Source organism: Streptomyces sp. NBC_00005 (assembly GCF_045160215.1).
Taxonomy (GTDB): Bacteria; Actinomycetota; Actinomycetes; order Streptomycetales; family Streptomycetaceae; genus Streptomyces.
The window spans coordinates 2,116,493-2,136,980 of the sequence record NZ_CP108316.1 but is presented as its reverse complement, the minus strand read 5'-3'; the positions used below and the strand labels follow the sequence as shown (position 1 = coordinate 2,136,980).

Genomic DNA, 20,488 nt, shown 5'->3' with positions numbered 1-20,488 from the left:
GTCCTACAGCCCCCGCCAGACGTTGTCGAACGCGGCGTCCTCGATCTCCTTCCGCTGCCGTACGGCCTCCAGCTCCTGCACCGCGCCCCCGACGGCGGCCAGCACGGTCGAGACCGCGTCGTCGTCGAGGTCCTCGCGGGCCTCGGCGGGCTCGTCGCGGATCCCGGCGGCGGTCGCCAGCGCGACGAGGACGGGCTCACCCGCCGTCCAGCGCTCCTCCGCCCGGCGCCGGGCGTCCGAGTCGACCAGCTCCGTCCGCCCGGTCCGCAGCGGAATCCGGCGGCCCCGCGCGCGGGTCGTCAGCCCCACCCGTTCCAGGTCGTCGACGTAGGCCGAGGACAGCCCGCGGCCCCGGCGCCACAGCCAGTCCTCGACCGACTCGTACGGCTCCAGCCGTACGAGCGAGGAGGCGGCCTCGTCCAACAGGCGGTCGCCCGTGGGTGCTTGGGCGCTGGGCAGGATGCGGTCGCCGTCCAGGGCGAGCGCCTGGGCCTCGATGAGGTCGACCACCTCGGCCCCCGCGAGCGCGAGTGACAGATCGCCCTGCTCCACGGGCCTGCCGGGCGCCGTCTCCAGGGCGACGATCGCGAGGTCTCGTGCGGTGTTCATGAGCGGCTCCACGTCAGTCGGACGAGTGCGGGCGAGTGCGTAGGTGACCGGCCTGTGCGGTCCGGGTGCCCTATGTCGATTCTCGCTGCCTTTCGGGAACCGTGTGTCGTACTACGACCATGTGGTGCGGGAAGCCGATCCGCAGCACGGCGGCGGCCGCGGCCGCGGCGAGCACCATGAGGGCGGCCAGGAGCAGGGCCTGGTGGTAGCCGTGGTGCAGCAGCGGGGCGACGACCAGTGGGCCGAGGATCTGGCCGACCGAGTATCCGGTGGTCAGCAGGGCGACCGAGCGGGGAAAACGCAGGTGGGCGCCGGCGGCGAGGGCGAGGGTGCTGACGCCGATGAACGTGGCGCCGAACAGCACGGCCGAGCCGAGGGCGGCAGCCGTGCCGCTCACCAGGGCGGGCAGGGCGATGCCGACGGCCTGGATCACGAGCGCCGTGGTCAGCAGTCCGGGGCGGGACCACCGGCGCCCGAGCCGGGCCCACAGCGCCGAGGACGGTACGGCGGCCAGCCCCACGAGCACCCAGGCGCCGCTGCCGACCCAGCCGGGGGAGCCCTGCCCGATCGCCGCGACCAGGAAGGTCCCGGCGACGATGTAGCCGATGCCCTCCAGCGTGTAGCTGACGAACAGCGCTCCGAACCAGCGGTGTGTGCGGGTACGCGTGTCGCTCTTGGCCGCCGGGGCGACGGGCGCATCCTCCGGCCGTAGGTGCCACGAGGCGGCGCCGAGCACCGCGGCGAGCGCGGCCGCCGCCCACCAGGCGGCCCGCCAGTCGGCGACGGGGCGCAGGGCCAGGACCAGCAGGCCGGACAGCGCGATGCCGCCGCCCACGCCGCCGAAGGCCCAGCCGGACAGGTGCGGCGGGTGCTCCCGCAGGTGGTGCAGGAGCGACCCGGCCGCGACGACGAAGACCAGGGCGCTCGCCACTCCCGCCAGCAGCCGCAGGGCGGCCCACACCGCGGTGCTGTGGGTGAGGGGCATCCAGGCGAGTGTCGCGGTCAGCACGAGCAGGGAGCCGCGCAGGACCGTGCGCGAACGGACCAGCGCGGGGAGCAGGATGCCCGCGAGGGCCCCGACGAGATAACCGACGTAGTTGGCAGTGGCCAGATTCGCGCCGGCGCCGGCGGACAGGCCCGCCTGGCTGTGCATCAGAGGCAGGATCGGGGTGTAGACGAAGCGGCCGACGCCCATGCCCGCGGCGAGCGCCGCGGCGGCCTGGGCGACATGGGTCCAGGGGGAGGGTGCGCTCATCGCGTGCCGTCGCCCCGGCCCGGGTCGTTGGGGTGGGACTCGAGCGGTGTGACCTTGAGGGTCATCCACGGGCGCAGCGGCAGCGTGCCGAGCACCTTCTCGTGGAGCTCCGCCTCGTCGGCGGCCCGCCACACGCCGATGCTGCGCAGCTCGCCCACGGGGCGCCACAGCCGGGCCAGGTTGCCGGTGGCGGCCAATTCCGTGGCGCGCACGGCCTCGGCGGCCCGCCGCCGGTCGACCTCGTCCTGGCTGGTGCCCTCGGGGACGGTCGTGGTGATCTCGACCAGGAACTCTCGCATGATCTCTCCCCGTTGTTCGGTGGCATTCGGAAGTCGGTTGCTCCACGGCTCTCGGAAGTCGTGCTCCACGGCTTCCAGAACTCCGCTGTGGCCCTCATCGTGCGCCTGTCACCTGCGCCGATGCCACGACCGGCTTTCTCGCTGCTGATAGGCGCAGCCTCCCAGCGCGCGTAGCATGGCGCGCGTGGAACTGCGTCAGCTGCGGTATTTCGTCGCGGTCGCCGAGGAACTGAACTTCGGCCGGGCCGCCGAGCGACTGCTCATCGCGGGCCCCTCGCTCTCCCAGCAGATCAAGTCGCTCGAACGGGACCTGGGGGTGCGGCTGTTCGACCGGGACCGCCGCTCGGTCTCCCTCACCCCGGCCGGCGCCGCCCTCCTCCCGCACACCCGCGCCCTGCTGGACCGGGCCGACGACCTCAAGCGCCGGGCCGGCCGCCTGTCGGGCTCGGAGTCGGTGCGGCTCGGCTACGTCAACTGGCTGCCACCGGACCTGAGTTCGCGTACGGCCACGGTGGCCCAGGTGCACGTCGACGCCTGGGTCGCGCCCTCCCACACCCAGGCCGCCCGGGTCGCCGACGGCAGCCTGGACCTCGCCGTGTGCTGGGTACGCACCGAGGACCTCGAGCGGCTCGGGCTGCGGGCCCGGCTCATCGGCGCCGACCGGCTGTACGCCGTGTCCAGGGGCGGCGACTCCAGTGACGTACCCGATGTGGCGGCCCGGGACACCGACGTCCTCGTCAGCGACGACATCACCTCCTGGCAGTCCTGGAACGTGTACGCCGACGAACTGGCGCGGGACACCGGCGCCCGCGCCGTGCGCATCTCGGACGGTGCCATCACCGGCCCCGCCTTCTTCGACCACGTCCGCCGCAGCCGCCGCCCGGTCCTCAACTCGCCCAAGGGGCAGACCACTCCGCTCCCGCCCGACCTGGTCCGCCGGGAGGTCGTCGCGCCGAAGGTCCACTGGACCTGGTCCCTGGTGTGGCGCGAGAGCGAGGACCGCGCCGGGGTCCTCGCCGCCGTCGACGCCCTCTGCGACGGCGTCGCCGATCTCGGGATCCACGCCCCGGACGCCTGGCTGCCCGCCGACGACCCGTACGCGGTCCCGCGCTGAACGCGTGGGACCGCGCTGATCTGCACTGCGAGCCTGCACCTCCCAGGCGGGAGGAAACGAGTCCCGCGCAAACCCCTTCCGACCTTTGACGTTGCCTCTCCGCCGACCTACCTTCCAAATAGTCGACCGGTCGGCTAGTAACCGGTCATCCACTTCGGAGAAGGTCACCATGAGCACGCAGAACCAGAAGGTCGCGGTCATCACCGGCGCGTCGCAGGGCATGGGCGCTGCCCTCGTCGAGGGCTACCGCAAGCTCGGATACGCGGTCGTCGCCACCTCGCGCACCATCGCTCCCGCAGACGACGCCGACGTCCTCACCGTGCAGGGCGACATCGCCGACCCGGCCACCGCGGAGCGGGTGATCGCCGCCGCCGTCGAGCGGTTCGGCCGCGTGGACACCCTGGTCAACAACGCGGGCATCTTCGTCGCCAAGCCCTTCACGGACTACACGGCCGAGGACTACGCCGCCGTGACGGGCATCAACGTCGCCGGCTTCTTCCACATCACCCAGCTGGCCGTGCCGCATCTGCTCGCCCAGGGCGGCGGCCACATCGTCAACGTCACCACCAGCCTGGTCGACAACGCGGACGCCAACGTCCCTTCCGTCCTGGCCTCGTTGACCAAGGGCGGCCTGCAGTCGGCCACCAAGTCCCTCGCCGTCGAGTACGCCACCCGCGGCATCCGCGTCAACGCGGTGTCGCCCGGCACCATCAAGACCCCGATGCACGCGGAGGAGACCCACGACTTCCTCGCCGCTCTGCACCCGGTCAAGCGGATGGGCGAGACGAGTGACATCGTCGACGCGGTGCTCTTCCTGGAGTCGGCGCCGTTCGTCACAGGCGAGATCCTGCACGTCGACGGCGGCATGAGCGCCGGTCACTGAGCAGCCGCCGGACAACCGAGGAAGGATGACGTCATGAACAGCTCGACGAAGGACGACGAACTGGTCCTGCGCGACGTCCTCGACCGCTGGAAGGCGGCCGTCGACGCCCACGAGCCCAAGGAGGTCGCGGCCGTCTTCACCGAGGACGCGGTCTTCCAGGGGCTGCACCCCTACAGCGTCGGCCGGCCGGGAGTCGCCGAGTACTACGCCTCCCAGCCGCTCGGCATGAAGGCCGCCTACCGCATCCTCGAGACCCGGCGGTTCGCCGACGACCTCGTACTCGGGTACCTGGACGTCGAGTTCACGTTCACCGACCGGGCGCCGGTGCCCGTCAAGCTCGCCGTCCTGGCGAAGCGGCTGGAGGACGGCTGGTACCTCGCCCACTACCAGGTCTCGCGCCTGGAACAGTGATGAGGGCCGCGTAGGGGTGACGGTTTCCGGGACCGGGCGGGCATACCGCACTTGGCGTCCGCCACCGCACCCCTACGGAAGGCCCGCCATGACCGACCTGCGTCTCGGTGCCCTCGACTACGGACTGCGCGGCTCCCTCGCCCGGATCGTCGACGAGTTCCTGCGGTTCGTACGGCAGGGAGGGCGCACCGACACCTCGCCCGGGCGGCGCCGTACAGGACGTACTGGCACTGGATGCGGAGGTGGCCGCGTACTTCGAGCGGGGGCAGGTGTGAAGCGGAGCTGCGGCGCGGCTTAAGAAATCCTCGATGGACCGGGGGCGGCGTGATACGGAAGATTGCTGAGCAATTCCACCCCTCTCCCCGGATGCGGGCGCCTTCGGCATGCCCGGACCCGGGGGTCGCACCCACAGGAGCCGTAGCGGTGAAGGCACTGGTCAAGGAGAAGGCGGAGCCCGGACTGTGGCTCGTGGACGTCCCGGAGCCGACCGTCGGGCCCGGTGACGTACTGATCAAGGTGCTGCGCACCGGCATCTGCGGGACCGATCTGCACATCCGGTCCTGGGACGGCTGGGCGCAGCAGGCGATCCGCACCCCGCTCGTGATCGGGCACGAGTTCGTCGGCGAGGTCGTGGAGACCGGGCGCGATGTCGCGGACATCGACGTCGGCGCCCGTGTGAGCGGCGAGGGGCACCTGGTCTGCGGGAAGTGCCGCAACTGCCTCGCCGGGCGGCGGCACCTGTGCCGGGCCACGGTCGGGCTCGGCGTCGGACGGGACGGGGCCTTCGCCGAGTACGTCGTCCTGCCCGCTGCCAACGTCTGGGTGCACCGTGTCCCGGTCGACCTCGACGTGGCCGCGATCTTCGACCCGTTCGGCAACGCCGTGCACACCGCACTGTCCTTCCCGCTGGTCGGCGAGGACGTGCTCATCACGGGTGCGGGCCCGATCGGCCTGATGGCCGCCGCGGTGGCCCGGCACGCGGGCGCCCGCAACGTCGTCGTCACCGACGTCAGCGAGGAGCGCCTGGAGCTGGCCCGCAAGATCGGCGCGAGCCTCGCGCTGAACGTGTCGGAGGCCGAAATCGCCGACGGACAACTGGAGTTGGGCCTGCGCGAGGGCTTCGACATCGGCCTGGAGATGTCCGGCCGCCCCGAGGCCCTGCGCGACATGATCGCCAACATGACGCACGGCGGCCGTATCGCCATGCTCGGCCTGCCCGCCGAGGAGTTCCCCGTCGACTGGGCCCGGATCGTCACCTCGATGATCACCATCAAGGGCATCTACGGCCGCGAGATGTTCGAGACCTGGTACGCGATGTCGGTGCTGCTGGAAGGCGGCCTCGACCTGTCACCCGTGATCACCGGCCGGTACGGCTACGGCGACTTCGAGGCGGCGTTCGCCGACGCGGCGAGCGGCCGCGGCGGCAAGGTCATCCTCGACTGGACCGCGTAAGTCACTGCATCCCTCACCGCGCAACTCACCCGCATTTCTAGGAGCTTTGAGATGTTCGACTCCGTGCGCGACGACCTGCGCGCCACCCTCGACGAGATCCGCGCCGCCGGTCTGCACAAGCCCGAGCGCGTGATCGGCACCCCGCAGTCCGCGACCGTGAACGTCACCGCGGGCGGCCGCCCCGGCGAGGTCCTCAACTTCTGCGCCAACAACTACCTCGGCCTCGCCGACCACCCCGAGGTCGTCGCCGCCGCGCACGAGGCCCTGGACCGCTGGGGCTACGGCATGGCCTCGGTCCGCTTCATCTGCGGAACCCAGGAGGTGCACAAGGAGCTGGAGGCGCGACTGTCCGCCTTCCTCGGCCAGGAGGACACGATCCTGTACTCCTCCTGCTTCGACGCCAACGGCGGCGTCTTCGAGACGCTGCTCGGCCCCGAGGACGCGGTCATCTCCGACGCGCTCAACCACGCGTCGATCATCGACGGCATCCGCCTGTCCAAGGCCCGCCGCTTCCGCTACGCCAACCGTGATCTGGCCGATCTGGAACGGCAGTTGAAGGACGCCTCCGACGCCCGGCGCCGTCTGGTCGTCACGGACGGCGTCTTCTCGATGGACGGCTACGTGGCGCCCCTCCGTGAGATCTGCGACCTCGCCGACCGCTACGACGCCATGGTCATGGTCGACGACTCGCACGCCGTCGGCTTCGTCGGCCCCGGCGGCCGCGGTACGCCCGAACTGCACGGCGTCATGGACCGCGTCGACATCATCACCGGCACGCTGGGCAAGGCGCTCGGCGGCGCCTCCGGCGGCTACGTGGCGGCCCGCGCCGAGATCGTCGCGTTGCTGCGCCAGCGCTCCCGCCCGTACCTCTTCTCGAACACGCTCGCCCCGGTGATCGCCGCGGCCTCGCTGAAGGTGCTCGACCTGCTGGAGTCGGCGGACGATCTACGCATCCGGCTCGCCGAGAACACCGCGCTGTTCCGCCGCCGGATGACCGAGGAGGGCTTCGAGATCCTCCCCGGCGACCACGCCATCGCGCCCGTGATGATCGGCGACGCGACCAAGGCGGGCCGCCTCGCGGAACTGCTGCTGGAACGCGGCGTGTACGTGATCGGCTTCTCCTACCCCGTCGTGCCGCAGGGCCAGGCCCGCATCCGCGTCCAGCTGTCCGCCGGGCACTCGACGGAGGACGTGAACCGGGCGGTGGACGCGTTCGTGGCCGCGTGGGCGGAGCTGGAGGCGGCCTGAGCCCGGGGACAGGGGGCATTTGAGACAATCGATCGCATGATCGAAGCGCGGCGGCTCCACATCCTCCGTGCGGTGGCCGACCACCGCACCGTAACGGCGGCTGCCGCCGCGCTGTACCTCACGCCCTCCGCGGTCTCCCAGCAGCTGGCGGCACTGGAACAGGAGACCGGCCACCGCCTGGTCGAGCGCAGCGCCAAGGGCGTACGGCTGACCCCGGCGGGCGAGATCCTGCTCAACCACACCAACGCGGTCCTCGCCCAGCTGGAGCGGGCCGAGGCCGAGCTCGCCGCGTACAGCTCGGGCGCCGCAGGCACGGTCACCGTCGCGTCCTTCGCGACCGGCATCGCCCAGGTCGTCGCCCCCGCGGTGGCCCGCCTCGCCGAGTCGGCCCCCGGCATCCGCATCCGCGTCCAGGACGCCGAGGGCGACGCCAGCCTGCCGATGGTCCTGGACCGCCAGGTCGATGTCGCGGTGGCGGTCGAGTACCGCGGGGCGCCGCCCGCCGACGACCCCCGCCTGATCCACGTACCGCTGTACGCCGAGCCGTTCGACGCGGTCGTCCCGGTGACGCACCGCCTCGCCGACGCCGCCGAGGTCCCTCTCGCCGACCTGGCCAAGGACCCGTGGATCGGCCCGTACCCCGGCAACCCCTGCCACGAGGTGGTGGTGCTGGCCTGCGAGAGCGCAGGATTCCAGCCACGCCTGGAACACTCCTCGGACGACTTCCGCGCCGTCGTCGCGCTCGCCTCGGCCGACGCGGGCGTCGCTCTCGTCCCGCGCTCGGCGCTGCGCGGCATGGATCTCGCGGGCGTGGTCGTACGGCCGGTGGACGGGGTCGCGCCCACCCGCCGGGTCTTTGCGGCGGTACGGCGGGGAGCCGAGGGGCACCCGCTGATCCGGCCGGTGCTCGAGGCGCTGGGCGAGGCGGCGCGAGCGTAGGGAACCGGCCACCGGTCGCACGCAGTCTGGGGTGTCATGCGTGTGACGATGATCCTCCCGGCCCTGACCGAGGCGACCAGCCCGCTGTTCCGGCCCATCAAGTACTCGCTGTTCCCGCCCCTCGGCCTCGCGACCCTGGCCGGCTACCTCGACCCCGACGACGAGGTCACCCTCCACGACGAGCACGTGGAACGCATCGACCTCGAAGCCCTCGACACCCCCGATCTGCTGGTGATCCAGCCGTACATCACCTCGGCCCGGCGCAGCTACGAGATAGCCGACCACTTCCGCGCCCGCGGTGTGCACGTTGCCATGGGCGGCCTCCACGTCACCTCGGTCCCCGACGAGGCGGCGGCGCACGCCGACACGATCTTCACCGGGCCAGGAGAGGACATCTGGCCGCTGTTCCTCAAGGACTTCCGTGACGGCGTCCCGGCCCGCCGCTACGACTCCACACAGCGCACGCTCGTCGGACTGCCGCCGGTACGACGGGATCTGATCAAGCGTCACCTCTATCTCGTCCCCAACTCGATCGTCGTCTCGCGTGGTTGCCCGCACCACTGCGACTTCTGCTACAAGGACGCCTTCTTCGAGGGCGGCAAGTCCTTCTACACGCAGACCGTCGACGACGCCCTCGCGGAGATCGACCGACTGCCCGGCCGCCACCTCTACTTCCTCGACGACCACCTGCTGGGCAACCGCCGCTTCGCCCAAGCACTGTTCGACGGCATGCGCGGCATGGGACGGCTGTGGCAGGCCGCGGGCACGGTCAACTCCGTACTGAAACCGGACCTGTTGGAGCGGGCGGTCGAGGCCGGGCTGCGCAGCCTGTTCGTCGGCTTCGAGACCGTCAACGACGCCAACCTCGCCGAGCGCCGCAAGAACCAGAACATCGGCACCGACTATGCGGCGGCGGTACGACGACTGCACGACGCCGGGGTCATGGTCAACGCCAGCTTCGTCTTCGGGCTCGACCAGGACGGGCCCGACGTCTTCGACCGCACCGTGGCCTGGGCGGTCGAGCAGGGCATCGAGACGGCGACCTTCCACATCATGACGCCGTATCCGTCGACCGGACTGTGGAAGCAACTGGAGTCCGAGAACCGCATCGTCCACCGCGACTGGGACCTCTACGACACCCGCCATGTCGTCCACCGGCCCAAGGGAATGACGCCTCGTCAGCTGGAGGAGGGCTACTGGCGCGCGTACCGCGACTTCTACCGCTGGTCCAACATCTGGCGGGGCTCCGGCGCCCAGCCGGGCGGGCACGAGCGGCTGCGGCATCTCGCGTACGCAGGTGGCTGGAAGAAGTTCGAACCGGCCTGGGACATGCTGATCCGCTCGAAGCGGGTGGTGCGGGCCATGCCGGCGCTGGAGCGGACGCTGGCGGCGTTCGGGGGGAGGGAATGACGGGACCCACAGAGCTCATGTGTCTTATCTGGGATAGCATCCCGTATATGAAGCAAGAGGTGGTCGAGAGCGGGCCGGACCCCGTCGACGCCCGGCTCGGTGCCCGGCTGGCCGAGCTGCGGGCCGAACGGGGTTGGTCGCTGGGGGAGTTGGCGGAGCGCAGCGGAGTGAGCCGCTCGACTCTGTCCCGGGCCGAGCGGGCGGAGATCAGCCCCACCGCCTCGCTCCTGAACCGCCTCTGCCATGTGTACGGACGCACCATGTCCCAGCTGCTCAGTGAGGTCGAGGCGGAGCCGGCGCAGCTGGTGCGGGCCGCCGAGCAGCAGGTCTGGCAGGACAGGTCCTCCGGTTTCGTACGACGTTCCGTGTCGCCGCCGCACACCGGGCTGCGCGGTGAACTCGTCGAGGGGCGGCTGACCGCGGGCGCCGACATCGCCTACGACCGGCCGCCCGTGCCCGGCCTGGAACAGCACATCTGGGTTCTGGAAGGAGAACTCGACGTGACGGCACAGGACGTGGAACACCATCTCGACACCGGCGACTGCCTGCGGCTTCGGGTGTGGGGGCCGACGCGCTTTTGGTGCGCGGGCCCCGAGGACGTGCGCTACGTCCTGGCGGTGGTGCTGCCGTGATCGTGAACCGGCTGGACCGCGGTGAACTGCACGCGCGCGTGGACGAGTTGGCGGACCTCCTCGTCGACACCGTGGACGACGGCGCCTCCGTCGGCTTCCTCGCACCGCTCGATCGTGCGGAGGCCCTGGCCTGGTGGAAGGAGCGCGCGGCGGGCGTCGCCGCCGGGCGGCTCGCCGTGTGGGCGGCGCAGGACGGGGAACGGGTCGTGGGCACCGTCAGCCTGGCCTTCCCGGACAAGCCCAACAGCCGCCACCGCGCCGAACTGGTCAAGTTGATGGTGCACCGGGACACCCGAGGGCAGGGCCTCGGCCGCCGACTTCTGACCACTGCCGAGGAGGCGGCCGCGGCGGCGGACATCACCCTGCTCCACCTGGACACCGAGACCGACAGCCTCGCCGAGCACCTCTATCAGGCGGCCGGCTGGACCCGGATCGGCGCGATACCGGACTACGCGGCCGCCCCGGACGGCGAGTTGCGGCCGACGTCGATCTACTTCAAGAAGCTGCGGGCCGACGCTCTCACCAGGTGATTGTCAGTGGCAGCGGCTACGGTGCCTGTCATGCCGGACGCCGAAGACGTACGCCGTATCGCCCTGTCCCTGCCGGACACGACGGAGAAGATCGCCTGGAACATGCCCACGTTCCGGGTGGCGGGGAAGATGTTCGCCACGCTGCCCGAGGACGAGACCTCCATCGCCGTGCGCTGCCCCAAGGAGGAGCGCGACGAACTGGTGCTGGCCGAGCCGGAGAAGTTCTGGATCGCGGACCACGAGGCGCAGTTCGCCTGGGTGAGAGCCTGGCTCTCGGCGATCGAGGACGAGGGCGAGCTGTGCGCCATCCTCGCCGACTCCTGGCGCCAGGCGGCCCCGCCCCGACTGCTCGACTCCTACCCGGAGTTGGGACTTCCGGACGCGGACTGACCACCCGGCGAGGACTGAGGAACCGGCGAGGACTGAGGAACCGGCGAGGACTGAAAACCCCTCGGGCGTTGTCAGTGCCGCGTGGCATGATCCGAAGACGAGTGTGGGGGCCGCGGCGGAGGGGGCTTCGGCTGCCACCGGGGCGTGGTTGTTTGCAGGGCTTGTGGGGGACGGTTGCCGGGCTTCCGGGGTCGGTTGCTGGGCTGGCGGGGGATCGGCCGGGGATCGGTCGGGGAGGGGAGCGGGAGGGGATGACCGGGACGTCTTCACAGCCGTCACAGCCGTCGCACGAGGGAGCCAGGGTCGGGGCGCAGGAGGCCGAGCCCTCGGACGGTGCGGTGTGCGAGCAGCATGACATCGTTGCCCACGCGGAAGCGGCCGGTGCCGTGGCACCGGACAGCAGGGGGCGCGAGGGTGGTGCCCGGCCGGTCTGGTCGCGGGACTTCGCGCTGTTCTTCGTCGCCCGGGCCGTCGCCCGGCTCGGCGACACCATGCTCCCCGTCGCCCTCGCCGCGGGCCTGCTGCAGCACGGGTACGGAGCGGGTGCGGTCGGCCTGGCGATGGCCGCGACAGCCGCCGCCTTCGCCGGCCTGGTCGTCTTCGGCGGGGTCATCGCCGACCGCTTCAGCACGCGGAAGCTGATGATCGGCGCCGACCTGGTCCGCCTCGGCACGCAGTCCCTCGCCGCGGCGCTGTTCTACTCCGGCCACGTCGTGCTCTGGCAGATCTGCGCCATCGGTTTCGTCAACGGCGTCGCGGGCGCCGTGTTCCAGCCCGGCGTCGCGAGTACGGTGCCCCGGCTCGCCTCCGACATCCAGGGCGCGAACGGCGCCATACGCATCGCCGAATCCGCCGCACAGCTCGCCGGCCCCGCCCTCGCCGGCCTCCTGGTCGGCTTCGCCTCACCCGGCGGCGTCTTCGCGGCCCACGCCGCCACTTACGCGGTGAGTGCCCTGTGTCTCCTGCTGCTCCGCCTGCCCCCGCTCGCCCCCGGCAGCGGCCCGACGGGACACGGCGGCGGCAGCGCCTTCAGGGCCGATCTGGTCGAAGGATGGCGGGAGTTCAGATCGCGGACCTGGCTCTGGGGCGTCATCGCCGTCTGGTGCCTGTACATGATCGCCGTCTGGGGCCCGACCGTCCCACTGGTGGCCACGGAGGTGGTGCAGCAGCACGGCCCGCGAGCCTACGGCCTGCTCAACTCCGCCCTCGGCGCCGGTACTGTCGTCGGCGGCCTGTTCGCCCTGCGGCTGCGCCCGCGCCGCATGCTGCGCGCCGGCGCGCTCGCCCTGTTCGCCTTCGCCGGGTTTCCGGCGACCGTCGGGGCCGGGCTGGGCGTACCGGCGATGGCGGCCGGAGCGGCCGTGGCCGGGGCGGGGATGTCGTTCTGGGGCGTGATGTGGGCGACCAGCGTGCAGACCCAGGTCCCGCCCGACGTCCTCAACCGCATCCACGCGTACGACGTGGCCGGCTCCCTCGCGATGATGCCCGTCGGCCAGGCCCTGGCCGGCCCCGCCGCCACGGCCCTCGGCGCCGACCATGTCCTCCTGGTCTCCGGAGCGATGAGCTTCGTCATCCCGATAGCCCTGCTCTCGGTACCGGCGATACGCGGACTGATACGCGCCGACGCACCGACGGCGGGCTCGGGAACGGGCTCGGACGCGGGCTCGCGCTCAGGGGCGAAACGGGGCCGGGCGCGCCGGGAGAAAACCGGCTGACCGCGCGGGGCGTCCCGCAGCGGTGAGGGTGGCGGTGCGCCCGCGTTTGGCGGCGGAGGAGTATGCCTCCCCACCCCTCGGCCTCCTCCGGCGGCACATGGCCGCGTGCTCCGTGTCCGGCGGTCGGGCACCGCCACCCGACAACGGCCCCGCTTCAGCTGGAGTGCACGAGCACCCGCCAACAGCCGCGCCTAACCGGCGTGCACAGCCACCCGCCCGGCCGAGACGAAGCCGCCGATCCGCTCCCGGAGCGAGCGGGCGTCGAGGCCGTGGGCGGCCACGTGCTCCTCGACGCGGCCGTACCGTCGAAGCTCGCGGCGGCCCACGCCGAGGGCCAGTACGCGATGGGGGAGGTCGGCGAGCGCGTCGTTCGCCGCTGCAGTGGACGTGCCCGCCAGGTACGGCTCGACGAGGACGACGTCGATCCCGGCCGTGTCCGTGGCCCGTCGCAGGGCGGCCGAGTCGAAGGGCCGTACGGTCGTCGCGTACAGCACGGTCACGTCGAGCCCCTCCGTGGCGGCGAGCACGGCGTCCAGCGTCGGCCCGACGGCGACGACGACGCCGGAGCGTCCCTCGCGGACGGTGAGGAACCGCTCGCCGTCGACCGGGCGCCCTTCCCGGTTCGCCTGCACGGACAGCCGGACGTACACCTTGTCGTCGCCCGCGGCGACCGCGTGCCGCAGCAGAGTCTCGGCCTCGTCGGGATGCCCGGGCACGTGCACGGTCCAGCCGTCCAGGGTGTCGAGGAGGGCCACGTCGCCGGGAGCCATGTGCGTGTAGCCGCCGGCGGGCCAGTCGAAGGACGCGGCGGCACTGACCAGCACCGCGCCCACGTCCTGATGTCCGAGGTCCAGTTTGACCTGCTCGAAGGGCCGCTCGACGAGGAAGCTGGCGAACGTGTGCACGACGGGCCGCAGCCCGGTCAGCGCCAGCCCCGCACCGGTCCCGATCAGGAGCTGCTCGCGGATGCCGACGTTCACGACCCGGTCCGGGTGCCGCCCCCGCGCCTCGGTGAAGCCGTCCTTGCCGATCTCGGCGAGGACGACCGCGACCCGCGGATCCTCGTCGAGCAGCCGTGAGACGACGGGGGCGAAACGGTCACGCATGGTGTCCATGGAAGGCCGGGCCTTTCTTGTGGTCGAGGAAGTGCCATGAAGGGAGCGGGACTTGGGGGACTCAGGAGTGCTTCGGCTCCACCCGGGCCACGACGACGCGTGGGCGGCCGGGATGCGGAGCGGTGAAGGCGGCGTGCAGCGCCTCGTGGTCACGGCCGTCGACCGTGACCGCGGACCAGCCGGCGGCCTCGAAGCGGGCGGCGATGCCGCCGGGCCGGGCATGGCTGGCGGAGGAGTTGTCGACGACGACGGTGTGCAGCTGCTCCAGCCCGGCGGGCCCGGCGAAGGCGATCGCCTCGTGGTTGCTGCCCTCGTCCAGCTCGGCGTCCCCGATCAGCACCCAGACGCGCGGTTCGTCGAGCCCCTGGGCACGCAGTCCCAGCGCCGTACCGACGGCGATCGGCAGCCCGTGCCCCAGCGACCCGCTGCCGATCTCGGCGCCCGGCACGAGCACACGGTCGGGGTGGTGTCCGAGCGGAGAGTCGTACGTACCGAACCCCGGCAGCCAGTCCACGGGCACGAAACCCTTGGCGGCGAGTACCGCGTAGTACGCCATCGGCCCGTGCCCCTTGGACAGCAGGAACCGGTCCCGTTCCGGGTCGCCCATCCGCTCCGGCCCCACCCGCAGCACACGGTCGTACAGCACCCACAGCACGTCCAGCGTGGACGTCGCCGCCGGGCCGTGCTTCTCGTCTCCCGTCATCGACCCCATGAGCCGGGGCAGATCCTCGTAGGCGTACGTACGCCGCTGTTCCTCGGTGGTCGTCATGCGGACGATCGTGCAACCTCAACCAAACTCAAGGTCAAGCTCCGCCGCCAACCGCCCCCGTCGGCCCGGCATAAAAGCCATGCGCGACCACCGACCCGAGTGCGGTATGGTTTCCATGCACGTTCGGCCGGGGGAAACCCCAGGTCAGACAGGCACCGGGACGTGGCGCAGCTTGGTAGCGCACTTGACTGGGGGTCAAGGGGTCGCAGGTTCAAATCCTGTCGTCCCGACGGTGCGAAGGGTCTTCGCAGGCGAGAGCCTGCGGGGGCCCTTTTTCGCGTGGGTCCTTTCCGGTCGGGCGGGCTACGTGCCGTCGGCCGGTGCGGCGACCGAGTAGTCGCGGGCCGGGTGGCGGGCGGGGAGCGGCGGGAAGCGGAACCAGGCCACGAGGACCAGGGGGAGGACGAGGTAGCCGAAGCGGGTCGCGGGGATCAGGCAGATGGCCAGCCCCAGCCCGAGGGCCAGCCGGTCCGCCGCGGCGCGGACGGTGCGGGGCGGGCGTATCAGGAGCGAGACCGCCACCGCGAGGGCGGCGGCCGCGAGGGATGCCGTGGCGAGGGCGGAGCCGCCGGGGACGTGGGCGGCCAGTAGGTGCCCCGGCAGCGGGCTGGTCGCCGGCGAGTGGGCGCCACCCTCGCCGAGCGGGAAGAGCACCACGTGCTCGACGAAGGTGTGCGGGTCGGCGAGGGCGACGGGCACCACGACCAGCACCGCCACCGACAGGGCGGCGACGGCCGCACGCAGAACGGTCCGGCGGCCCGCCGTGACCGCGAGCAGGACCAGCCCCACCGGCAGCAGCGGCCACGCCGTCCACTTCAGGGCGGCCGCCGCGCCCATGGCGACACCGGCCGCCGTTCCCGAGCCGCCCCGGCCCGCCAGCGCCAGGCCGAGGCACATCAGCCCGACCACCGGCAGGTCGACCCCGCCGACGGCCAGCGGCAGCGCGACCGCCGGGAACGTGGCGAGCAACGACACCGCGTTCCCGGGACGCACCGACGAGGGACCGGGGATCTGGGCGGTCCGCCGTGCGGCGAAGGCCATGCAGGTGAGGAAGGCGACCGCGAACCAGATGCGGGCATCGGTGAACACGCTCGTGCCGAACACGGCGCGGGGTATGCCGAACAGCGCCATGCCGGGCAGGTACGGGTTGTAGTCCACCGTCCGCGTCGGATCCGACAGGTAGGGGCTGCCGGAGTGCAGCAGCAGAGCCCCGGAGCGCTCGACGACGCCGACCTCGGACTGGGCCGCGCCCGACGCGACGAGCAGAGCGAGGGGCACCACGACCGCCCCGACGAGCGCGGCGAGGGCACTGACGCGGTGCCAGGAAGGCCGCGCCAACGCCGCCGCCGTCGCGTACCCCACCGCCGCGCAGGCGCCCCAGACCCGATGCGGGCCCAGCCCGGTCGTCATCGACAGCGCCAGCGCGAATCCCGCACACGCCAGCCAGTACGCCCACGCCCAGCGGGCCACGGCGCCGGCCCGCCGGACGGGGACTGCGGTGTCGTAGGCGAAAGGGGCGGACTGCCCGAGGTGTCCCACCCCCGTGAGGACACCTCGGGCAGTCCGCGAGGGCTGTGGCTCGGCCCTCTTCGTGATCGTCATGTCGCCTCTCGTGGCGTCTGCGTGCAGGGACCGCTCGAAGGCGGTGCGGCCCCTGGAGCGAGACCCGCGACAACGAGTTCAGCGGCCGGCGCGTTGTTCAGCAGCCACCGCACGCCACTCTGAACAAACCGAAAGTGCCTGGTCGTCGGCGCGGGAGCGGCTTGCGGGCGGTCCGGACGGTTCCCTAGGGTGGCGGCGGTCGAACAGGCGCCTGTGTCGCGAGGGGACAGGCGGAAGCGGGGGAGACGGAGCGGACATGGGCCGTCGGGAGACTCCTGTCGATCCTGCAGCCGGGCCGGTGCCCGGGTTCGCCTACGAACTGCGCAAGCTGCGCGGGGAGGCCGGCGGCATCACCTACCGCGAACTCGCCCGCCGGGCCCACTACTCGGTGACCGCGCTCTCCCAGGCCGCCGCCGGAGAACAGCTCCCCTCGCTCCAGGTGGCCCTGGCCTACGTCCGGGCCTGCGGTGGCGACGAGGAGGAGTGGGAGAAGCGGTGGCAGGAGGCGGACCGGGAAGTCCGCGATGCCGCCGCCCGCGAGGACGACGACGCCGAGCCGCCCTACCAGGGTCTGGCCCGCTTCGAACCGGACGACCACGACCGGTACTTCGGACGCGACCGGCTCGTCGACGCCCTGCTCCAACGGGTCCACGACCACCGGTTCACCGCGGTCTTCGGACCCTCCGGCAGCGGCAAGTCCTCCCTCCTGCGCGCCGGACTGATCCCCGCGCTGCGCGCCGAGCGCGAGCTGGCCGCGATCCGCGTCCTCACCCCGGGCGAGCATCCGGCCCGTACGCACGCCGCCGTACTGGAACCGGCGGAAACGGGTGAAACCCTGGTCGTCGTCGACCAGTTCGAGGAGGTCTTCACCCTCTGCCGGGACGCGGCCGAGCGCCGCGCGTTCATCGATCTGCTGCTCGCCGCGCGGGAGCCGACGGCCCGGCTGCGGGTCGTCATCGCCGTACGCGCCGACTTCTACGGCCGGTGCGCCGAACACCGGGGTCTGGCGGACGCGTTGGGGGAGGCCGGCCTGCTGGTCGGTCCGATGGATCCGGCCGAACTGCGCGAGGTGATCGTCAAACCGGCCCAGACGGCCGGGTTCATCGTCGAACGCACGCTGACCGCCCGCCTCGTCGAGGAGATGGCGGACGAACCCGGCGGCCTCCCGCTGCTGTCGCACGTGCTGCGCGAGACCTGGCGGCGCCGCCGCGGCCGGGCGCTGACCGAGGAGGCGTACGAGGCCGCGGGCGGCGTCCACGGCGCCATCGCCCAGACCGCCGAGGAGGTGTACGCGGGGCTCTCCGCCGAACACGCGGAACTCGCCCGCCTCGTCCTGCTCCGGCTGATCACCCCCGGCGAGGGATCCCAGGACACCCGCCGCCCGGTCGACCGCTCCGAACTCGACTTCGCGCCCGCCTCCGTGGACACGGCCGACGTCGCCCTGGTCCTGGACCGGCTGGCCCGCGCGCGGCTGATCACCCTCGACCACGACACCGTCGACCTCGCCCACGAGGCACTGATCACCGCCTGGCCCCGGCTGTCCGGCTGGATCGACGCCGAACGCGAACAGCTCCGGGTGCACCGGCGGTTGACCGAGGCGGCCCGCACCTGGGACGAGCTCGGCAGCGACCCGGGCGCCCTGTATCGCGGCACGCGCCTGGCCGCGGCGGAGGAACAACTCGCCGTGGCCCGGCTCACCGTGCTGGAGCGGTCCTTCCTCACGGCGAGCAGCACTGCCCGCAAGGGCGAACGCCGCAGGCGACGCGGGCTCGTCGGTGCCCTCGTCACGCTGCTGGTCCTCGCCCTCGTCGCCGGAGCGGTGGCCTGGCAGCAGGGCAGCACCAGCGACCGCCGCCGGGTGGAGGCCGAGGCCCGCCGCGTCGCCGCGGTCGCCGACAGCATGCGTTTCTCCGACCCCCGCACCGCGATGCGGCTCAGTGTGGCCGCCGCCCGGCTGGCCGACACCACGGAGACGCGGTCGGCGCTGATCGGGGCGATGGCGCAGCGCGAGGAGGACGTGTTCGCGGTGCCGGGCGCGGACGACGGCTTCGACGGCTCGGGCAACGACGTACGCCGGCTGACGGCGGACGGCAGATCCGTCGTGTCCGTCACCGCCGACCGGGTCCGGATCTGGGACGTGCGGACGCGACGGCTCACGCTCTCCGCGACGGGGCCCGGGAAGCTGATGGACGGCGTCCCGGCCGCCGTCGGTCCGGACGGTCGCACGCTCGCGCTGCTGGCGAGCGACGGGATCAAGCTGTGGGACGTGCGGACCGCGCGCGTGACGGGGACGCTTCCCGGCGTGGACGCGATGGAGACCCCCTTGAGCTTCACCGGGCGCACCCTCGTCGTCGACGACTGGGACGGGGGCGGCGTCCAGGCCTGGGACCTGCGCAGCGACCGCCGAGTGCTGCGCATCCCCGAACCGGACGGCGACATCACCCAGTCCCTGGCCGTCAGCCCGGACGGCCGATGGCTCGCCCTGTGCACGAGCCGGCATCCCCTGCGGATCTGGGACATCGAGCACCGACGGACGGTCTCCGCTCCCTGGGTGGCGAAGGTCCGCACCGGCGACTGCACCGAGCACTCCTTCGCCTTCACCCCGGACGACAGATCGCTCGCGGTCGTCACCGGCGACGGAATCCGCGAGTGGGATCTGAGCACCGGACACCGCACCCTGTTCCTCGAACAGAACGGGCTGACCAAGGTGTGGTTCGGCGCGGACACCAAGTTCCTCGTGGCCACGGGACCCCGCCAACTGCTCGTGTACCGGGCTGCGTACCCCTACGCACCCGTCCTGCGGCAGCCGCTGATCGCCGACGAATGGAGCGACGTCACCCTCGACCGTGCCACGGGAGCCGTGCGCTACCTCAACGGATCCGGGACCGTCGTCCGATCGCTGGCCCTCGGCAGAGCGACGACGAAGCAGTGGGCGGAGGCGACGGCGGACGGGGCGGCGCTCTCCGCCGACGGCAGGACCCTGGTGCGCCTCTTCGACCGGGACGGCGCACGACGGCCGCAGGTCGTGGACACCCGCAGCGGGCGGGTCGTCTTCGAGCCTCCGGGAGACACCTGCCCCACCGCGGAGGCCAAGAAGGGGGAGCCCTGCGCCGACTTCATGGCGCTGTCCGCCGACGGCCGCTACCTCGCGCGCAGCGGGAATGTGGTCAGGCACCGGAAGGGGACACCGGACGAACTGCCGATCACGGTGTGGGATCTCAAGACCCGGCGCGCGCATGCCACCGTGCGCATCCGGTCCGACGCCGAGGGCTCCCCCGCCGTCAACGGGCTCGCCCTCGACAAGGACGGCCGCGCCCTGCTGGTGTACCGGGCCACGGAACGCCCGTCCGTCGAGATCTGGGACATGCGCCGGGCGAAGCGGGTGAAGACCGTGCGCAGCGCTCGACCCGCCGATTCCGTCTCCTACGGGCCCGGTGGCGTCGGCATGGTCATCGGCCCCGACGGGGACCGACTGGTGACCCAGGAGGGGCTGGTCGCGGACCTCCGCACGGGACGCCTGGAGCCACGCGTGCTCGGCGACGACCTGGTCAGCGCCGTGGCCTTCAGCCCCGACGGCACGCGCCTGAGCGCGGGCGACGTCCTCGGCCGCGTCACCCTCTGGGACGGCAAGGTGCGCAAGCGACTCGGCGTCCTGGACAACACCGCCACGGACGCGTCAAGGCAGGTGACGGCGCTGGCCTTCTCCCACGACGGCAGCACCCTGGCCGTCGCGGGAGCCGACGGCACCGTGCAGCTGTGGGACGTCCCCTCCTCACGGCCGCTCGGCTCCGCCCTGCCCACCCCCGGCGACCGGGTGCTCGCCCTGGCCTTCGCCCCCGACGACCACACCCTGTATGCCACGGGCGTGAACGTTCCGGTGCAGACGTACGACCTGAACCCGGCCCACCTGGCCACCGAGGTCTGCGACCGCGCCGGCTCCGGCCTGTCGAGGGCCGACTGGACGACGTACCTCCCGGACATCCCGTATCGGCGGACCTGCTGACTCCTGGCTTCGGAACGCATCCGCCCCCAACTGCCGCGCCGTGACCGTTTCCGCGGGTCTCGCGGCGGCACGCGCCGTCGTTCGCGTGGCAACCGGAGGAAGGCGCAGGCCC

General features: G+C 72.3%; 19 protein-coding genes and 1 tRNA gene. 14 read left to right on the top strand and 6 right to left on the bottom strand.

Annotated features, from left to right (window positions below; all coding sequences use genetic code 11):
- Nucleotides 1-3: 3 nt before the first annotated feature.
- The 3 genes from OG303_RS10260 to OG303_RS10250 all read right to left on the bottom strand — a co-directional run bounded on the left by OG303_RS10260 (nucleotide 4) and on the right by OG303_RS10250 (nucleotide 2,163).
- Nucleotides 4-609, bottom strand: a complete 606-nt coding sequence (locus OG303_RS10260) for a GPP34 family phosphoprotein (RefSeq protein ID WP_405867062.1) — start codon at nucleotides 607-609, stop codon at nucleotides 4-6.
- Nucleotides 610-679: 70 nt separating this feature from the next.
- Nucleotides 680-1,864 carry a YbfB/YjiJ family MFS transporter gene (locus OG303_RS10255; RefSeq protein ID WP_405867060.1) on the bottom strand — a complete coding sequence of 395 codons (1,185 nt, stop codon included), beginning with the start codon at nucleotides 1,862-1,864 and terminating at the stop codon, nucleotides 680-682.
- Nucleotides 1,861-2,163, bottom strand: a complete 303-nt coding sequence (locus OG303_RS10250) for a muconolactone Delta-isomerase family protein (protein ID WP_405867058.1) — start codon at nucleotides 2,161-2,163, stop codon at nucleotides 1,861-1,863. The genes OG303_RS10255 and OG303_RS10250 overlap by 4 nt, the downstream gene beginning before the upstream one ends.
- A 175-nt stretch (nucleotides 2,164-2,338) precedes the next feature.
- Here OG303_RS10250 and OG303_RS10245 point away from each other — a divergent pair, with 175 nt between their 5' ends.
- The 12 genes from OG303_RS10245 to OG303_RS10190 all read left to right on the top strand — a co-directional run bounded on the left by OG303_RS10245 (nucleotide 2,339) and on the right by OG303_RS10190 (nucleotide 12,887).
- Nucleotides 2,339-3,277, top strand: a complete 939-nt coding sequence (locus OG303_RS10245) for a LysR family transcriptional regulator (RefSeq protein ID WP_405867056.1) — start codon at nucleotides 2,339-2,341, stop codon at nucleotides 3,275-3,277.
- 169 nt (nucleotides 3,278-3,446) lie between these two features.
- Nucleotides 3,447-4,160, top strand: a complete 714-nt coding sequence (locus tag OG303_RS10240) for an SDR family NAD(P)-dependent oxidoreductase (protein WP_405867054.1) — start codon at nucleotides 3,447-3,449, stop codon at nucleotides 4,158-4,160.
- Nucleotides 4,161-4,193: 33 nt separating this feature from the next.
- Nucleotides 4,194-4,571 carry a YybH family protein gene (locus tag OG303_RS10235; RefSeq protein ID WP_405867052.1) on the top strand — a complete coding sequence of 126 codons (378 nt, stop codon included), beginning with the start codon at nucleotides 4,194-4,196 and terminating at the stop codon, nucleotides 4,569-4,571.
- 88 nt (nucleotides 4,572-4,659) lie between these two features.
- On the top strand, nucleotides 4,660-4,869 hold the full coding sequence (locus OG303_RS10230; protein ID WP_405867050.1) for a hypothetical protein: 210 nt from the start codon (nucleotides 4,660-4,662) through the stop codon (nucleotides 4,867-4,869).
- A 125-nt stretch (nucleotides 4,870-4,994) separates the two neighbouring features.
- A complete protein-coding gene (gene tdh / locus OG303_RS10225) occupies nucleotides 4,995-6,023 on the top strand; it encodes an L-threonine 3-dehydrogenase (protein ID WP_405867048.1) in 1,029 nt (342 codons plus the stop codon).
- 51 nt (nucleotides 6,024-6,074) lie between these two features.
- Nucleotides 6,075-7,271 (top strand): glycine C-acetyltransferase, encoded by a 1,197-nt coding sequence (locus OG303_RS10220; protein ID WP_405867046.1) that lies wholly within the window; start codon nucleotides 6,075-6,077, stop codon nucleotides 7,269-7,271.
- Nucleotides 7,272-7,307: 36 nt separating this feature from the next.
- A complete protein-coding gene (locus OG303_RS10215; protein ID WP_405867044.1) occupies nucleotides 7,308-8,210 on the top strand; it encodes a LysR family transcriptional regulator in 903 nt (300 codons plus the stop codon).
- Between the two features lie 36 nt (nucleotides 8,211-8,246).
- Nucleotides 8,247-9,620, top strand: coding sequence for a B12-binding domain-containing radical SAM protein (locus OG303_RS10210; protein WP_405867042.1), 1,374 nt, complete (start codon nucleotides 8,247-8,249; stop codon nucleotides 9,618-9,620).
- Nucleotides 9,621-9,667: 47 nt separating this feature from the next.
- Entirely contained in the window at nucleotides 9,668-10,252 is a 585-nt protein-coding gene (locus tag OG303_RS10205; protein WP_405867040.1) for a helix-turn-helix domain-containing protein, read from the top strand.
- Complete coding sequence (locus tag OG303_RS10200; RefSeq protein ID WP_405867038.1) at nucleotides 10,249-10,782, top strand: GNAT family N-acetyltransferase; 534 nt, start codon at nucleotides 10,249-10,251, stop codon at nucleotides 10,780-10,782. Before OG303_RS10205 ends, OG303_RS10200 begins: the two co-directional genes overlap by 4 nt.
- A 30-nt stretch (nucleotides 10,783-10,812) precedes the next feature.
- Complete coding sequence (locus OG303_RS10195) at nucleotides 10,813-11,172, top strand: MmcQ/YjbR family DNA-binding protein (protein WP_405867036.1); 360 nt, start codon at nucleotides 10,813-10,815, stop codon at nucleotides 11,170-11,172.
- Between the two features lie 251 nt (nucleotides 11,173-11,423).
- Nucleotides 11,424-12,887, top strand: a complete 1,464-nt coding sequence (locus OG303_RS10190; protein WP_405867034.1) for an MFS transporter — start codon at nucleotides 11,424-11,426, stop codon at nucleotides 12,885-12,887.
- A gap of 191 nt (nucleotides 12,888-13,078) precedes the next feature.
- Here OG303_RS10190 and OG303_RS10185 read toward each other — a convergent pair whose 3' ends face one another.
- Both OG303_RS10185 and OG303_RS10180 read right to left on the bottom strand, forming a co-directional pair.
- On the bottom strand, nucleotides 13,079-14,002 hold the full coding sequence (locus OG303_RS10185; protein ID WP_405867032.1) for a transketolase family protein: 924 nt from the start codon (nucleotides 14,000-14,002) through the stop codon (nucleotides 13,079-13,081).
- Between the two features lie 61 nt (nucleotides 14,003-14,063).
- Nucleotides 14,064-14,771 (bottom strand): transketolase, encoded by a 708-nt coding sequence (locus OG303_RS10180; RefSeq protein ID WP_405867030.1) that lies wholly within the window; start codon nucleotides 14,769-14,771, stop codon nucleotides 14,064-14,066.
- 156 nt (nucleotides 14,772-14,927) lie between these two features.
- Between OG303_RS10180 and OG303_RS10175 the strand changes: the two genes are divergently transcribed.
- A tRNA-Pro gene (locus tag OG303_RS10175) sits at nucleotides 14,928-15,001 on the top strand.
- 73 nt (nucleotides 15,002-15,074) lie between these two features.
- On the opposite strand, the gene OG303_RS10170 is transcribed toward OG303_RS10175, so the two are convergent.
- Nucleotides 15,075-16,373, bottom strand: coding sequence for a glycosyltransferase 87 family protein (locus OG303_RS10170; RefSeq protein ID WP_405867028.1), 1,299 nt, complete (start codon nucleotides 16,371-16,373; stop codon nucleotides 15,075-15,077).
- 256 nt (nucleotides 16,374-16,629) lie between these two features.
- Between OG303_RS10170 and OG303_RS10165 the strand changes: the two genes are divergently transcribed.
- Complete coding sequence (locus OG303_RS10165) at nucleotides 16,630-20,376, top strand: helix-turn-helix domain-containing protein (protein ID WP_405867026.1); 3,747 nt, start codon at nucleotides 16,630-16,632, stop codon at nucleotides 20,374-20,376.
- The last annotated feature ends 112 nt before the right edge of the window (nucleotides 20,377-20,488 follow it).

What these genes read in the sequence shown, in the direction of transcription:
- OG303_RS10235 (WP_405867052.1), top strand. Translation starts at nt 4,194, where the DNA reads ATGAACAGCTCGACGAAGGACGACGAACTGGTCCTGCGCGACGTCCTC.
- OG303_RS10260 (WP_405867062.1), bottom strand. Translation starts at nt 609, where the DNA reads ATGAACACCGCACGAGACCTCGCGATCGTCGCCCTGGAGACGGCGCCC.
- OG303_RS10205 (WP_405867040.1), top strand. Translation starts at nt 9,668, where the DNA reads ATGAAGCAAGAGGTGGTCGAGAGCGGGCCGGACCCCGTCGACGCCCGG.
- OG303_RS10240 (WP_405867054.1), top strand. Translation starts at nt 3,447, where the DNA reads ATGAGCACGCAGAACCAGAAGGTCGCGGTCATCACCGGCGCGTCGCAG.
- OG303_RS10245 (WP_405867056.1), top strand. Translation starts at nt 2,339, where the DNA reads ATGGCGCGCGTGGAACTGCGTCAGCTGCGGTATTTCGTCGCGGTCGCC.
- OG303_RS10255 (WP_405867060.1), bottom strand. Translation starts at nt 1,864, where the DNA reads ATGAGCGCACCCTCCCCCTGGACCCATGTCGCCCAGGCCGCCGCGGCG.
- OG303_RS10170 (WP_405867028.1), bottom strand. Translation starts at nt 16,373, where the DNA reads ATGACGATCACGAAGAGGGCCGAGCCACAGCCCTCGCGGACTGCCCGA.
- OG303_RS10210 (WP_405867042.1), top strand. Translation starts at nt 8,247, where the DNA reads ATGCGTGTGACGATGATCCTCCCGGCCCTGACCGAGGCGACCAGCCCG.
- OG303_RS10185 (WP_405867032.1), bottom strand. Translation starts at nt 14,002, where the DNA reads ATGGACACCATGCGTGACCGTTTCGCCCCCGTCGTCTCACGGCTGCTC.
- OG303_RS10180 (WP_405867030.1), bottom strand. Translation starts at nt 14,771, where the DNA reads ATGACGACCACCGAGGAACAGCGGCGTACGTACGCCTACGAGGATCTG.
- OG303_RS10190 (WP_405867034.1), top strand. Translation starts at nt 11,424, where the DNA reads ATGACCGGGACGTCTTCACAGCCGTCACAGCCGTCGCACGAGGGAGCC.
- OG303_RS10230 (WP_405867050.1), top strand. Translation starts at nt 4,660, where the DNA reads ATGACCGACCTGCGTCTCGGTGCCCTCGACTACGGACTGCGCGGCTCC.
- OG303_RS10165 (WP_405867026.1), top strand. Translation starts at nt 16,630, where the DNA reads ATGGGCCGTCGGGAGACTCCTGTCGATCCTGCAGCCGGGCCGGTGCCC.
- OG303_RS10220 (WP_405867046.1), top strand. Translation starts at nt 6,075, where the DNA reads ATGTTCGACTCCGTGCGCGACGACCTGCGCGCCACCCTCGACGAGATC.
- OG303_RS10215 (WP_405867044.1), top strand. Translation starts at nt 7,308, where the DNA reads ATGATCGAAGCGCGGCGGCTCCACATCCTCCGTGCGGTGGCCGACCAC.
- OG303_RS10250 (WP_405867058.1), bottom strand. Translation starts at nt 2,163, where the DNA reads ATGCGAGAGTTCCTGGTCGAGATCACCACGACCGTCCCCGAGGGCACC.
- OG303_RS10195 (WP_405867036.1), top strand. Translation starts at nt 10,813, where the DNA reads ATGCCGGACGCCGAAGACGTACGCCGTATCGCCCTGTCCCTGCCGGAC.